The sequence below is a fragment of the Agromyces ramosus genome, from assembly GCF_004216665.1.
Taxonomy (GTDB): domain Bacteria; phylum Actinomycetota; class Actinomycetes; order Actinomycetales; family Microbacteriaceae; genus Agromyces; species Agromyces ramosus.
The window spans coordinates 1,326,931-1,340,581 of sequence record NZ_SGWY01000001.1 but is presented as its reverse complement, the minus strand read 5'-3'; the positions used below and the strand labels follow the sequence as shown (position 1 = coordinate 1,340,581).

The following is a 13,651-nucleotide window of genomic DNA, read 5'->3' as shown; positions in this document are numbered from 1 at the left end:
TGTGCTCCGCCCACGGTGGGCGTCGCAGTGCGCCGCGGGCCGTTACGATAGCGCGGACAGATCCGCCCGAGGTGAGGGAGCGAATGGCCGGCACACTCGTGGTGATCCCGACCTACAACGAGCGCGAGAACCTCGCTGACACCGTGGCTCGGGTGCGTGCCGCCGTGCCCGAGGCATCCGTGCTCGTGGTCGACGACTCGTCGCCGGACGGCACCGGCGACCTCGCCGACGAGCTGGCTGCGGCCGACGCGGCCGTGCACGTGCTGCACCGCACCGCCAGGAACGGACTCGGCGGCGCCTACCTCGAGTCGTTCGCGTGGGCGCTCGAGCGCGGATACGACCCGATCGTGCAGCTCGACGCCGACGGATCGCACCTGCCCGAGCAGCTGCCGAGCCTCCTCGAGCGGCTCGAGCGGGCGGATGCCCCGGGTGGCCGCGTCGACCTCGTGATCGGGTCGCGCTGGATCGACGGCGGCTCGATCGAGAACTGGCCGAGGCATCGCGAGCTGCTGTCGCGCTGGGGGAGCGCCTACGCGCGGTGGATGCTGCGCCTCGACACCCGCGACGCGACGGCGGGGTATCGCGCGTTCCGTGCCGACGCCATCCGCCGCATCCCCCTCGAGGCCGTGCACACGCGCGGCTACGGGTTCCAGGTCGACATGCTGTGGCACGCGCGTGAGGCGGGGCTCAACGTCGTGGAGGTGCCGGTCACGTTCGTCGAACGCGTGCGGGGCGAGTCCAAGATGCGCCCGGCGATCGTGATCGAGGCGGCCGCGCGGGTGACGGCGTGGGGGCTGCGGTCCCGGTTCGGGCGCCGAGCCGCGGTGCAGCCCGCGGACGGCGGCAGCGGGTCGTCGGCATCCGGGCGCTCGCGCGCCTGAGGGGGAGCGACCGGTTCCCGAGGATCGGTCGCGGCGCCGCGCCTCAGCCGGCGAGCAGGAGCGGCTCGGCGATGAGACGCTCGCGCGCCTGGCGTCGTGCGCCGACCAGGGCGGCTTCCGGGCCCAGCCGCCCCGCCGTGATGGTGGGGACGGGCTGGAGCGCGCCGCCGCCGATCGTCGGCCGGTTCGAGCGGTAGGCCGTGTCGATGTCGCCGAGCAGCTGGGACCAGTAGCCGCCGACGACCACCATCGCCGGGTCGACCGCGGGCACCACGAGCTGCAGGGCGCGTCCGATCCAGAGCGCGGCGTCGAGCCAAGACCAGCGGGCGCGGTCGTCGGATGCCCCGACGCGGGCGACGAGCTCCTCGAGGGCGGCGTCGTGCCCGTTCCCGGCCGCGAACGTGTCGAGGCCCGCGCGCTCGAGCACGATCTCGGGCGCGGCGACGGTGGCGAGGCATCCGCGCTGCCCGCACTCGCAGCGCACGCCGCCCTGCACCACCGGCAGGTGGGCGAAGGTCACGGCGAGGCCGTGGGCGCCGACGAGCGGTCGGCCGCCCGAGATCGCGGCGGCGCCGATGCCGGTGTCGCCGTCGAGGTAGAGCAGGTCGTGCACGCCGGGGAGTTCCGCCCGCTCGGCCGCGGCCGCGGCCGCGGCGGCGGGCTCGAGGGTGACTGGCAGCAGCAGTCGCGCCTCGATCGCCGCGAGCCCGGGCGTACGGACGCGCAGCTCGCCGAGCACGTCGACGGGCTCGGCGCCCAGGAGCGGATCGGTGATCACGACGGGCGGAGCGCCGGCGACCGCGCCGGCCACGAGCACCGTGACATCGGCGATCGGATGCTCCGAGCGCTCGGCGCGCGCCAGCGCCCGGTCGAGTGCGACGGCGAGGGCGTCGAGGGCGCGACTCGCGGCGGGCGGAGCCTCGTCGTCGGCGACTGGGTCGTCGAGCGGGACCGTGAAGCGCGCGAGTTCCTCGCCGGAGAGGCGGGCGACCGTCGCCACCGCTTCGTCGGGACGCAGCAGCGTGGTGACGAGCACGTGGTCGGCGGCCGAGAGCGAGAGCGGGGTCGCCCGGCCGTCGCCGGAGGGATCGTGCTCGGCCGGCCTGAGCACGCCGGCGTCGATGAGGCGTGCGGTGAGGCCGGCGATCGCGCCGCGACCGAGTCCGGTCGCGGTGGCGAGCTCGCTGCGGGTCGCCGGCCCGTGGGTCACGAGGTGTTCGAGCACGAGGATGGAGTGTTCGCGATGGGCGGCCAGCGGGCCGGTCGTGGTGGGAACGGATGTCTCGCCGACGTTCGTCATGTCGCAAGCATGCTGGGCGTGTCGCCGCGGGTCACGTACCCCGTTCGGGGCACGCGATCCGCGCGTTCACCGGGCGACGCGTGGCTTCGCCCCCGCGAGGGCGTGGTCGGCGACCACTGACGGCACGTCGTGGACGCGGGCGGTGCCCGCGGCATCCGCTCAGTCCCTTCGCGTGACGAGGTGCCAGAGGTAGGCGACGTGGTCGGCCATGTCGATCGAGGGATCGAGCATCCACTGGGTCTGGAGGCCATCGGCGGCGGCCAGGAACAGGTTGGCGATGCGGTCGGCGTCGAGGTCGGGGTCGATGTTGCCCGCCGCCTGCTCCTCGCGCAGGAGCTTGCCGAATATTTCGCGGAACTGCTCGTAGCGCTCGACGAAGAAGGCATGCGCCGGGTGCTCGGGGTCGCACGCCTCGGTCGAGACCTGGGCGTAGAGCTGCACGAGCCCCGGCACCTCGGAGTTGTGCCGGATCAGCGCGAAGAACCCGTCGATGCGATGCTCGCGCTCGTCGTCGAACGCCGCCATGTCGACGTCGTCGCGCTTGCGGAGGATCTCCTGGAAGAGCTCCTCCTTCGATGCGAAGTAGTGCAGGAGGCCGGCTTGGCTGAGCCCGACGGCGTCGGCGAGCTCGCGCACCGACGTGCGGCGGTACCCGTTGCGCGCGATCACGTCGAGCGCCGCGGTGAGGATCTCCTCGCGCTTCGCGACGCCCTTCGCGTACGCACCCCTGCGTGCCATATCTGCATGGTACGGAACGGTGGTTGCTCCCGCCCGTCGTCGATCGGCCTTGAATCCCGGGCCGGACGAGCGCAGAGTGGAGGGAGCGAGGAGGTTCCCATGCGCAGCGTGATCGCCCAAACCGAGTTCCTGCCGATCCTGTCTCCCGGCCGGCACCGCTCACCACGCAGTGGGGCGTGCTTCATGGAGTTCGCCTCGTATCTCGCGGGAGAGCGCTGGAGCGACCATCCCGCCTGCACGCACGGAACGCTCGCGCATCTCGCCCGCATGGTGAACGACCGCACGAGCGACACCGGCCGCGCCCGGCTCACGCCGCTGATCCCGAGCGTCGTCGGCCTGACGAGCGACGATCCGTTGCTCGACGTCCTGCTCGCCGTGCGAGCCGCGCATGCCGCCCTGCCCATCGTCGCCGAGGAGCGCCAGCGCTCGCAGGCCGTGGGGCTGCATGTCGCCCTCGATGTCCTCCGCGACCGGCGCGATGAGTCCGCTGTCGAGGCGGCGACCCTGGCCCGGGCGGCGCTCCGCGCAGCCCCCGATGCGGATGAGTGGGCGACCCGGTTCATCGACGAGATGCCCCGTGTGCGCATGCGGCCCGGGATGACCGTCCGGCAATGCCGCGACATCGTGACCGTCGCGGTCGACGGGATCGCACGGGCCTGCGTGGTCGATCCCGACGACCAGCTCGTCGCCCTGCTCACCGCGGCGGTGTCGGACACCGAGCGCTTCGTGGGAGGCCGAACGCGCATCGACGTCGCCGGCCCTGCCAGCGCGTCGGCGACCGAGCAGAGCCCTCTCGCGGCATCCGCAACCCGTTGACGCGACGCCCGCGCGCTCGTAGACCGGGAAGGTGATCGCACGGCGGACCTCGTGCGACCGCTTTCCGAGGAGGGAGCACCGCATGACCGTGAAGCTGCACGAGCCAGGACTCCGTCAGGCTCGCTCGCTCGTACGTGACGGCAAGGTCGTCCGCGACGAGCGCGACGACTGGAGCGAGGACGCCCCGACGCCCGACGAGGAGAACGCGTTCATCGAGAAGCACGGCTGGGCCGAGTACGGCCACTGGCATCTCGGCGTCGACGACGAGGTCGCCCGGGAGACCAAGGGCCACTACAAGTTCCCATACGGCGACTTCACGAAGGTGCACCGTTGCGGCGTGATCGCGCTCGAGAGCCGCGCCGGGCAATTCGACCACGACGAGATCCGCGACGAGGCGAAGAAGCTGCTCGAGCTCATCGACGAGGACTGAGCGGATGCCGCGGGCGCGGCACGCGTCCGCGTGGCATGCTCGAACCGCCAGCACGATTCGGAGGTCGATCATGCACGACGCCACTGCCGCAACACCCGTCTCCGGGGCATCCGCACCGCCGACCGCGGCGCTCGCCGACGCGGCACTGCGCCTCGGCGTCGACGCGCGCCTCGCGCCGGTCGCCATTCGGGCGCTGGCGCCGTGCCCGCCGCTCGGAGGACGCGCGCGTCCGGTCACGCACCTCGGCAGCGTCGACGTGCTGCTCGAGACGATCGACGACGCGGCTCCCGGCGACGTGCTCGTGATCGACAACGGCGGCCGACTCGACGAGGCGTGCATCGGCGACCTGATGGTGCTCGAGGCGGAGCGTGCCGGGCTCGCCGCGGTGGTCGTCTGGGGCCTGCACCGCGACACCGCCCAGCTCCGCGAGATCGGCCTGCCGGTGTTCAGCCTGGGCGCGTGCCCCTACGGTCCCCGTCGCGTGCCGCCCGCCGGTCGTCGGATGCCGACCGCGTTCCTCGACGGGATCGCCGTGACCGAGGCGGATCACGTGTTCGCCGACGACGACGGCGTGCTGGTCGTGGCATCCGACCGCGTGGACGACGTCGTCGAACTGGCCCGGCAGATCCAGCGCACCGAGACCGCGCAGGCCGATCAGATGCGGGAGGGCACGAGTCTGCGCCGGCAGCTCGACTTCGCGGGATATCGGGAGCGCCAGGCATCGGACCCCGAGCTCACCCTGCGGCGCCACCTCCAGGAGCACGGCGGGGCGATCGAGGTCTGAGCGGCGGAGGCGTCGCCTCCCGAGCGCGGGTAGCCGCCCGCACCGGGGGCCGTCAACCGCCGTGCGCAGCGTCGGCTCCGGTGCCACACTGGTCGTGAAACCCGATGGGAGGGTGTCATGGCACGGGCGAACGAGGTGCAGCGCCGCGAACGACGCGAGGCGCGCAAGGCCGTCGCCGAGGCGAAGCGGGCGGGCAGGGAGACGCGGAAGCTGGCGAAGACACTGTCGCGCGACGCCCGCGCGAGCCTCGAGGCGGTCACGGCCTCCGCCCAGGAGGACGTGCGCGCGGCGCGGCGCGAACTCGACGCGAATCCGCAACGCGCGAAGCGGACCGCCAAGCGGGCAGCTTCGCGCCTCGAGCTCGCGTCGGTCCGAGCCACGAGCTCGGGCGACGCACGGCGAAAGGCGCTCGAGGATTCCGACGTCAAGCGACGAGCCAAGACGATCAAGCGGCGGCGTGCGCAGGCGAAGCGGGCGCGCAAGATGGCGGAGTTCGTCGCGTTCCACACGATCGCGGCGTCGATCACGACGCCGACCGATCGCGAGCAGGCCGAGGCCGACCTGAAGCGTGTCCGTCGGTTGGGCCGGCGCACCGCCCGATTCGGGCGGTCCTGACCGGAGGCGGGCGGCGCGATGACCGGCTCGACCGTGCTCGACCGTGGCCGCGCGGCGTTCGACGACCACCGCTGGGAAGCGGCGTTCGAGGCGTTCACCGAGGCCGACCGCGATGACCGGCTCGGTGGGCCCGACCTCGAGCGGCTCTCGACGGTCGCGCTCCTGCTCGGCCGGGAGGACGAGGGCATCGACCTCGCGACGCGGGCGCACGAGGCATTCCTCGGCATCGAGGACCGGGCTGGTGCGGCTCGATGCGCCACCTGGATCGGGCTCTACCTCGGCGGCAAGGGCGACGAGGCCCGCAGCAGCGGCTGGCTCGCCCGAGCGCGCCGGATCGCCGGCACCGCCGACGGCAGCGCCACGGCCGAGGGGCTCCTGCTCGTCGCGGCCGCGCTCGAGGCGCTGTACTCGGGGGAGCCGGCCGGCGCCGAGCGCACGTTCGCCGAGGCCTTCGCCGCCGCCGACCGCGTCGGGGACCGCGACGCGATGACGCTCGCGCAGCTCGGGCAGGGGCAGGCCCTCATCATGCTCGGGAAGCCGGCACCGGGGCTCGCGCTGCTCGACGAGGCGATGGTGGCGGTCACCGCCGGCGAGGTCTCGCCCGTGGCATCCGGGGTCGTCTACTGCTCGGTGATCGGCACGTGCCACCTGGCTTTCGACGTGCGCCGCGCCCGCGAGTGGACGATCGCGCTCGAGCGCTGGTGCGGCGAGCGCCCCGACATGGTGATGTTCACGGGCCAATGCCAGGCGCACCGTGCGGCGCTCTACAGCCTGCACGGCGCATGGTCCGACGCGATGGCCGCCGCGCGGGTGGCACAGGAGCGGGTGCGGATCGGCGACTGGTCGGGCGCGTTCGGCGCGTGGTACGAGGAGGCGGAGGTGCATCGGCTCCGCGGCGAGTTCGACGCGGCGGAGCGGTCGTACCACCGCGCGGGTGAGGGCGGTTACCCGCCGCAGCCCGGCCTGGCGCTGCTGCGACTCGCACAGGGCCGGGTGCGCGACGCACGGGCACTGGTGCACGCGGCGATCGGAGAGGCCGATCCGGCGACCAGGCGGCAGCTGCTCGTCGCCGTCGTCGAGATCGAGCTCGCGGCGGGCGATGCCGCGGCCGCGCGCGAGGCCGCCGACGAGCTCACGGCCGCCGCGCTCGACGCTGCGGTGCCCATGGTGCGGGCGCTCGCGGCGCGGAGCGACGCGGCGGTGCGCATCGAGGAGGGCGATGCGGAGGGAGCGCTCGACGAGTTGCGCTCGGCATGGCGGATCCTGCAGGAACTCGACATGCCCTACGACGCGGCGCGGTGCCGGGTGCTCACGGCGCGGGCACGCCGTGCGCTCGCCGATGAGGACTCGGCATCCATGGAGCTCGATGCGGCGCGTGCCGTGTTCGAGGAGCTCGGCGCCGTGCCCGATGTGATCGCGGTGGATGCGCTGTCGCGTCGTGCGCCGGGCGCGCCGCCGACTCCGCTGACGCCGCGCGAGATCGAGGTCGTGCGGCTCGTGGCGGAGGGCAAGACGAACCGCGCCATCGCCGGCGAGCTCTACGTCAGCGAGAAGACCGTCGACCGGCACCTCAGCAACGTGTTCACGAAGCTCGGCATCTCCTCGCGCGCGGCGGCCACCGCCTACGCCTACGAGCACGCCCTGATCTGACTCAGGGTCGGCGGGTCGTATTCGGAGGGGGAACCCGATCCAGGAGGCATCCGCGGAATGGGTGATTCTCCGGATGCCGCGGCACGGTCGGCTTCGTAACCTCTGTGCCATGGACCTCGCCGTGTTCGCCGGCGTCCTGTCGACCGGCCTCTTCGCCATGAGCTACCTGCCCATGCTGGTGAAGGCCGCGCGCACGAGGGACCTCTCCTCGTACAGCCTCGGCAACCTCGCGATCACGAACGCGGGCAACGCCCTCTACTCGTTCTACGTGTTCAGCCTGCCGTTCGGGCCGATCTGGTTCCTGCACACCTTCTACCTGGCCGCGTCCGCGCTGATGCTGGTGTGGTTCGTCCGGTATCGGGCGGCATGGGAGCGGCGGGGTTCACGCCCTGCACACGCGGAGCGGGTGTCATGATGCCGAACGTCGCCCAGCGCGCCAAGGCGATCTACCAGAACCTGCCGCTGCCGGCGGGGTCTGCCGTGGGCGTCGTCGCGGTGCTCCTGCTCGAACGCGTTCGCCCCGCTCCGCTCCCTGGCCCGCGCTCACCCACGCGGGCGGCGGGTGCCGCCCTGCTCGCCGCAGGATGCGCGCTGAACGTGTGGGCGCTCGTCGAACGTCGCCGTCGCACCTCCGGGGAGTTCCAGCTCGAGCAGCCGGAATCGCTCGTCACGACTGGACCGTACGCCTTCAGCCGCCACCCCATGTACCTCGGATGGTGGCTCATCCACCTCGGTGTCGGCGTGCTGCGCGGATCCGCCTGGGTGGCGGCGACGGTGCCCGTGGCCGTCCTCGTCGAGCACCTCGGAGGCTCGGTCGTGGAGGAACGCGAGCTCCGACGCCAGTTCGGCGGCGAGTACGCGCGGTACGCCGAGCGGGTGCCGCAGTACGTGCGGCTGCCGGGCCGCCGCATTCCGCCGGCTACTTCGTGACGGAGCTCCGTGCGGCGGGCTTCACGGCCGCCGACGTCGACGCCGAGGAGGGACGCGGCGAGCGCACGGTCGTGGGCTTCGACGAGGCAGCCGCCTCCGCGGCAGCCGCCACCGGCTTCGCGATCGGCTGGAGTCGCGCGAGCTGGGTCACGTGCTGCGGGCCGAGCTCGTCGAGCGTGGCGACCTCGAGCAGCTTCATCGTGCGCACGATCTCGGTGCGGAGGATGTCGATCGTCTTGTCGACGCCCCGACGGCCGCCGGCCATGAGGCCGTAGAGGTACGCCCGGCCGATGAGCGTGAAGCGCGCACCGAGCGCGATCGACGCGACGATGTCGGCGCCCGACATGATGCCCGTGTCGAGGTGCACCTCCATGTCCGCTCCGACCTCGCGCACGACGTGGGGCAGCAGGTGGAACGGGATGGGCGCCCGGTCGAGCTGGCGGCCGCCGTGGTTGGAGAGCACGACGCCGTCGACGCCCTTGCCGGCGAGGATCCTCGCGTCCTCGACGGTCTGCACGCCCTTGACCACGATGTTGCCCGGCCAGATCTCGCGGATGACGTCGAGGTCCTCGAGCGAGATCGTCGGGTCCATCGCGGAGTCGAGCAGCTCGCCGACCGTGCCGCCGGTCGACGAGAGCGAGGCGAACTCGAGCTTCGGCGTCGTGAGGAAGTTGATCCACCACGCCGGGCGGGGGATCGCGTTGATGATGGTCCCGGGCGTCAGCTGCGGCGGGATCGAGAAGCCGTTGCGCTTGTCGCGCAGACGCGCACCCGCGACGGGCGTGTCGACCGTGAAGAACAGGGTGTCGAAGCCGGCGGATGCCGCGCGGCGGGCGAGCTCGTACGAGATCTCGCGGTCGCGCATCACGTAGAGCTGGAACCAGTTGCGTCCGTGGGGGTTCGCCGCCTTCACGCCCTCGATCGAGGTGGTGCCGAGCGTGGAGAGCGTGAACGGGATGCCCGCGGCCCCTGCCGCCCCGGCGCCGGCCTCTTCGCCCTCGGTCTGCATGAGTCGGGTGAATCCGGTCGGGGCGATGCCGAAGGGCAGCGCGCTCGGGCCGCCGAGCACCTCGCGGCTCGTGTCGACCACGGGCACGTTGCGCAGGATCGACGGGTGGAACTCGATGTCCTGAAACGCCTGACGCGCGCGGGCGATCGAGAGCTCGCCCTCGGCAGCGCCCTCGGTGTAGTCGAACGGCGCCTTCGGCGTGCGGCGCTTCGCGATGTCGCGCAGGTCGGCGATCGTCAGGGCCTTCTCGAGGCGCCGGTCGGTGGCGTTGAGCGTCGGCGCCCTGAAGCGCATGAGCTCGGCGAGCTCCTTGGGGTTCGGGAACTGGCGCTGGACCATGGTCGGTGCTCTCTCTCGTGCGGATGTCGCGAAATGACGCGAATCGTCCTTCCGGGGTGCGCGAAGGACGGTTGGCGTCACCTCGGAGTCGTGGTCGGGGTCGGGGTCGTGGTGGGTGTCGGGGTCGGGGTCGTGGTCGTGGTCGGGGTCGGGGCGATGAACGTCTCGGCGTAGTAGCCCGAGATGTGGTCGTGGATGCGGGTGCGCGCTGTCGAGGCATCCGCTGCGCTGATCGCCGTGAGGATGCCGCGGTGCTCGGCCCGCAGGCGGGCGGATGTCGCGTCCCAGTCGGCGATCGTGGCCACGCCCGCGCGGGCGTACCCCTCGATGCCGCTGCGCAGGCCCGCCATCGTGGCGGTGATGACCTGGTTGCCGGATGCCTCGGCGAGGGCGAGGTGGAACGCGGCGTCGAGCGCGAGGAACTCGGCCGGCGAGAGGTCGGGCGCATCCATGGCGTCGAGCAACGCCGCTGCGCTCGACAGGTCGGCGCGCGGCGTCGCCTCGGCGAGGTCGCCGGCGACCGACGTCTCGAGGATCAGGCGGGTGCGCACGATGTCGGCGACGGGGAAGCCGCGCGCGGCGACCTGCAGGCGCATGAGCGCGCTCATGCCGCCGCCCGGCGTGGAGATGATGATGGCGCCCGCGCTCGGCCCGGAACCGGCCTGCGTGCGGATGAGTCCGAGCACCTCCAGCACGCGCAGCGCCTCGCGCACGCTCGACCGGCCGACGCCGAGTTCGGCCGACAGCGCGCGCTCGCCGGGGAGGCGATCGCCCGGGGCGAGGGCTCCGCTCAGCAGGCCGGATTCGACGTGCTCGAGCACGGCCTGCCACGCGCGCGGAGTGTCGGATGTCACGGGCAGGCGCGTCGGGGCATCCGTCATGATCGTTCGCTCCTCCCGCCGCGTCGCTGTGGTCTGACCACATTAGCACATGTGGTCAGACCACATGAGGCGAGTGGGGTGGGATCGTTCCGCGTCGTCTTCACCGGCGCCATCGCCGGCGCAACCCCCTGCCGCGAGAGGGCGACGAGCGCGAGACTGGGCGCGGCGGCGCCGTCGGCGCCGGGATCGGAGCAGCATCGCATGTCGGACATCAACACGCCCGCGCCCGACGACCCGGGCGAGGAGCCCGACACGAAGCGGCCGCCTGAGGAGATGTCGTCGTACAACATCGACGTGCCGCCGACCGAGGACGGCGAGATCCCGGGAGTGCCCGACGAGAGCGATGCGCTCGGCGAGGCCACGGATGAGCCTGGCGCGAACGCGACCGGCGTCGGGGCCTGACACGGGGCGGGGTCGGCCGGGTCAGCCCTTCTTGGGGCGGATCCGGATGCGGTTGCCGGCCTCGTCGAGCTCGACCACTCCGCCGCGCGACTTCACGAAGTCACTGAAGGAGCCGAACCCCAGCTTCCGCTCCTGGAACGACGGGTCCATGCGGAGCATCTGGTTCTTGACCGCACCCGAGGGCTGCCATTCCTCATCGTTCTTCGCGCGCAGCAGCTCGAGGGCCTTGAGGATGAGGCGCCCGGGATTCCGGGTGCCCGAGGCCGGGGCCGCCTCCGTCCCGTCGGAGAAGCTCAGCGCGGGCGGCGGCGCCGTGCGCCGTCCGCTCCCGCTCGCGGCGGGGGACTCGGCGGCATCGCGGGTTTCGTCCGCCTCGGCGGGCGCGGCAGCCGCGGGGGCCGTCGCCGCGGCATCCGTCGACTTGGCCCTGCCGCCACCACGACTGGCCCGCCTCGTCTTCGGCGCCTCCGCCGCGGATGCCGCCGGCGCCTCTGCCGCGGATGCCGCCGGCGGCTCGCCCGCGGCGGCCTCGTCCTCCTCGACTGCGGCATCCGTTGTGAGCAAGGCGTCGTAGTCGGCGTACTCGTCGCACGATGCCGTGAGCGCACGGCTCGTGCCGCCCGCGACGCCGATGCCCACGACGTACCGGCCGAGGCGCTTGGCCTTCTGCGCCAGCGCGACGTAGTCGGAATCGCCGGCGACGATCACGATGTGCGTGAGGTCCTCGATGCGGAACATGTCCTCCACGGCGTCGACCGAGAGGCGGATGTCGGCGCCGTTCTTCGTCGCCGACAGGGGGAAGAGCTGCACGAGGTCGACCGCCCGGTCGATGAGCTGGCCGCGGTAGCTCGCGTTGATGGGCGTCGACCAGTCGGCGTAGGCGCGAGCGATCGCGATCGTGCCGAACGTGGCGGCGAAGTCGAGTACGGCGTCGATGTCGACGGTCGCGGTGACGAGCTTGCCGGCGGTCTGCGTGCCGGCGGTGGGTGCCTTTCCGCGCGACGTGTCCTTGCGGTAGGCGCCGTCGCCGTGCAGCTGGTCGTAGCGCGAGATGACGATGTTGTCGAAGTCGAAGTAGAGCGCGACCCGGGGTTCTGCCGTAGTGGGCATGTCGACCTTCCGTCGAGGGGGTTGCTCCCGATGGTAGCGACCCGCACCCTCGGGCGAGGTGGGAGCGGCACCGGACGGTCGCGAGGCGTCGGGCGTGCAGGTGGTCCGTCCGCCACATCCGTTCCGTCACTGCGGCGGCGTGTAGGTGACCGCCGCCCAGAACTCGCCCCGATTGCCGGCGAGGTCGTTGTCGTTGATGCCGAGGAGGAGCCAGCCGTCGATCGGACACTCGTACCTGGCCGCATAGCCGACGAAGAACGGCTCGGAATACGTGTCGAGCGACCCGATGAGCGATGCGGTGTCCGCGTCCCGGTAGACCCGCGATTCGAAGAGCTCCCCGCTGGTCACCCCGTCGGGGCCCACGGGCGCTTCGGTCTCGTCGTAGGTGGCCTGCCCGCTGGCCTTGACGTTGAGGGTGCCGTTGGCGGCGCAGAACACACCGGTCTCGGTCCACGCCTGGTCGACCGGCACCGTCACCTCCTTCATCACCGGCTGTCCGCCGTTGCCCTGACCGCCGCCGTTCCCTGACACGCCGCCGTCGGGGCGCAGCAGCAGCGCCGCGGCGACGCCGCCCCCGACCGCGATGGCCGCGATCGCCGCCGCGATCAGCCACGCCTTCCGTCGGACCGGCCGCGCCCGCGCGGGCGGACCTTCCGGCATCGGCGCGATGTCGAAGAGGTGCGTGTCCTCTCCGCGGAGGTACAGCACGGGCGTGATCCACTCGAGGGTTCCGCGACTGAGGCCGAGGATGCCGATGCGTCCGCTGCGCACCGCCTCGTCGATGCCGCGACCGTGCGCGAGCGCCTTGTAGAACCCGCGGGCGAACGCGATGGCGGCGTCGTCGCTGATCGCGTACTGCATCGCGGCGACCGCGTGGATGCCGCTGTGCGCGAGCGCCGCCGCCGTGCCGGAGAAGAGATCGAGGGTGCCGGATGCCCCGGACTGGCATGAGTTCAGCACCACGAGCCGCGGCGTCGGCTCGGCCTCGTCGAGGAGGTCGGCGAGCCTCGAAGCCGGCACGTAGTCGACGCGGCCATTGCGTCCGACGAAGGCGAGCACGCCCTCGTCGGTCTCGGTGTCGTACCCTCCGTGGCCGATGAAGTGCAGCACGTGCCACTCCTCCTCGAGGAGCTTGTCGTGCACGCCGGTCCAACTGACGTCGTCGAGCCAGTGCAGCTCGACTCGCCCCGCGTCGAGGTGAGGGCGCAGGGCCTCCTCGAGGCGACCGCGCTCCGCCTCGACGTCGAGTGCGGGCAGGCCCGACGGCGACGAGATCATTCCCAGCACCTTGAGCGGCGGGGTGACCGCCAGCGCGGGCGGCGAGAAGGGCGCCGGTACGTGGCGCACGAGCGGCTCCTTGAGGCACAGGTATGCCTGGGTCTCAGGGTCGAACAGCGCCTCCCACGGCAGTGCCGCCAGGCCCGGCGCGTCGAGCCGCAGCGCGATCTGCACGCCCTTGCCGCGCTCGGCCGCGACGGCCGCGCTGGTCCGGTACGCCGTGCGGATGTCGCCGGTGAAGGTCGCATCGAACAGCTGGACCCCCACGCCCTGCACGGCAGCCTCGGTGTCGGACATGATCCGCCGCGTCGAGACCGACGACGACAGGATGCTCGCCTCGACGTGCGGCCGTTGCGAGACGAGCTCGTCGACGTCCAGCCTGATCGTCGCCACCGGCTCGCCGCCGCCGACCGAACGCAGCACGCGCACGACATAGGTGCCGGGATCAGGTCCCGATCCGATCTCCAACTCGATCGCCGTTTCCATCG

General features: G+C 72.5%; 15 protein-coding genes. 9 read left to right on the top strand and 6 right to left on the bottom strand.

Annotation, left to right across the window (positions count from 1 at the left end):
* Window positions 1–83 precede the first annotated feature (83 nt).
* The gene (locus tag EV187_RS06280) at window positions 84–881 is read left to right on the top strand and encodes a polyprenol monophosphomannose synthase (protein ID WP_130352086.1); all 798 of its coding nucleotides are present in this window, start codon (window positions 84–86) and stop codon (window positions 879–881) included.
* A 43-nt stretch (window positions 882–924) separates the two neighbouring features.
* On the opposite strand, the gene EV187_RS06275 is transcribed toward EV187_RS06280, so the two are convergent.
* On the bottom strand, window positions 925–2,181 hold the full coding sequence (locus tag EV187_RS06275; protein ID WP_130352084.1) for an ROK family transcriptional regulator: 1,257 nt from the start codon (window positions 2,179–2,181) through the stop codon (window positions 925–927).
* A 159-nt stretch (window positions 2,182–2,340) separates the two neighbouring features.
* On the bottom strand, window positions 2,341–2,919 hold the full coding sequence (locus EV187_RS06270) for a TetR/AcrR family transcriptional regulator (RefSeq protein ID WP_130352082.1): 579 nt from the start codon (window positions 2,917–2,919) through the stop codon (window positions 2,341–2,343).
* A gap of 99 nt (window positions 2,920–3,018) precedes the next feature.
* On the opposite strand from EV187_RS06270, the gene EV187_RS06265 reads away from it, so the two are divergent.
* From EV187_RS06265 to EV187_RS06235, 7 genes are all read left to right on the top strand, one after another.
* Entirely contained in the window at window positions 3,019–3,735 is a 717-nt protein-coding gene (locus EV187_RS06265; RefSeq protein ID WP_130352081.1) for a hypothetical protein, read from the top strand.
* 82 nt (window positions 3,736–3,817) lie between these two features.
* Window positions 3,818–4,165, top strand: a complete 348-nt coding sequence (locus EV187_RS06260) for a hypothetical protein (RefSeq protein WP_130352079.1) — start codon at window positions 3,818–3,820, stop codon at window positions 4,163–4,165.
* A 70-nt stretch (window positions 4,166–4,235) separates the two neighbouring features.
* The gene (locus EV187_RS06255; protein ID WP_130352078.1) at window positions 4,236–4,949 is read left to right on the top strand and encodes an RraA family protein; all 714 of its coding nucleotides are present in this window, start codon (window positions 4,236–4,238) and stop codon (window positions 4,947–4,949) included.
* 117 nt (window positions 4,950–5,066) lie between these two features.
* On the top strand, window positions 5,067–5,564 hold the full coding sequence (locus EV187_RS06250) for a hypothetical protein (protein WP_130352077.1): 498 nt from the start codon (window positions 5,067–5,069) through the stop codon (window positions 5,562–5,564).
* A gap of 18 nt (window positions 5,565–5,582) precedes the next feature.
* Window positions 5,583–7,214, top strand: coding sequence for a response regulator transcription factor (locus tag EV187_RS06245; protein WP_130352076.1), 1,632 nt, complete (start codon window positions 5,583–5,585; stop codon window positions 7,212–7,214).
* A gap of 109 nt (window positions 7,215–7,323) precedes the next feature.
* Window positions 7,324–7,629 carry a hypothetical protein gene (locus EV187_RS06240; RefSeq protein ID WP_130352075.1) on the top strand — a complete coding sequence of 102 codons (306 nt, stop codon included), beginning with the start codon at window positions 7,324–7,326 and terminating at the stop codon, window positions 7,627–7,629.
* Entirely contained in the window at window positions 7,626–8,144 is a 519-nt protein-coding gene (locus EV187_RS06235) for a methyltransferase family protein (protein WP_130352074.1), read from the top strand. The genes EV187_RS06240 and EV187_RS06235 overlap by 4 nt, the downstream gene beginning before the upstream one ends.
* Here the strand turns inward: EV187_RS06235 and EV187_RS06230 are convergent.
* The gene (locus EV187_RS06230; RefSeq protein ID WP_130352073.1) at window positions 8,134–9,492 is read right to left on the bottom strand and encodes an alpha-hydroxy acid oxidase; all 1,359 of its coding nucleotides are present in this window, start codon (window positions 9,490–9,492) and stop codon (window positions 8,134–8,136) included. The two genes, EV187_RS06235 and EV187_RS06230, sit on opposite strands and share 11 nt — an antisense overlap.
* Window positions 9,493–9,569: 77 nt before the next feature.
* Complete coding sequence (locus tag EV187_RS06225) at window positions 9,570–10,373, bottom strand: FadR/GntR family transcriptional regulator (RefSeq protein ID WP_130352072.1); 804 nt, start codon at window positions 10,371–10,373, stop codon at window positions 9,570–9,572.
* 201 nt (window positions 10,374–10,574) lie between these two features.
* Between EV187_RS06225 and EV187_RS06220 the strand changes: the two genes are divergently transcribed.
* Window positions 10,575–10,775 (top strand): hypothetical protein, encoded by a 201-nt coding sequence (locus EV187_RS06220; protein ID WP_130352071.1) that lies wholly within the window; start codon window positions 10,575–10,577, stop codon window positions 10,773–10,775.
* Window positions 10,776–10,796: 21 nt separating this feature from the next.
* Here the strand turns inward: EV187_RS06220 and EV187_RS06215 are convergent, their stop codons facing one another.
* Together EV187_RS06215 and EV187_RS06210 are read right to left on the bottom strand one after the other, a co-directional pair.
* Window positions 10,797–11,885 (bottom strand): NYN domain-containing protein, encoded by a 1,089-nt coding sequence (locus EV187_RS06215; protein WP_130352070.1) that lies wholly within the window; start codon window positions 11,883–11,885, stop codon window positions 10,797–10,799.
* Between the two features lie 126 nt (window positions 11,886–12,011).
* Window positions 12,012–13,649 (bottom strand): CHAT domain-containing protein, encoded by a 1,638-nt coding sequence (locus EV187_RS06210; RefSeq protein ID WP_130352069.1) that lies wholly within the window; start codon window positions 13,647–13,649, stop codon window positions 12,012–12,014.
* Window positions 13,650–13,651 lie beyond the last annotated feature (2 nt).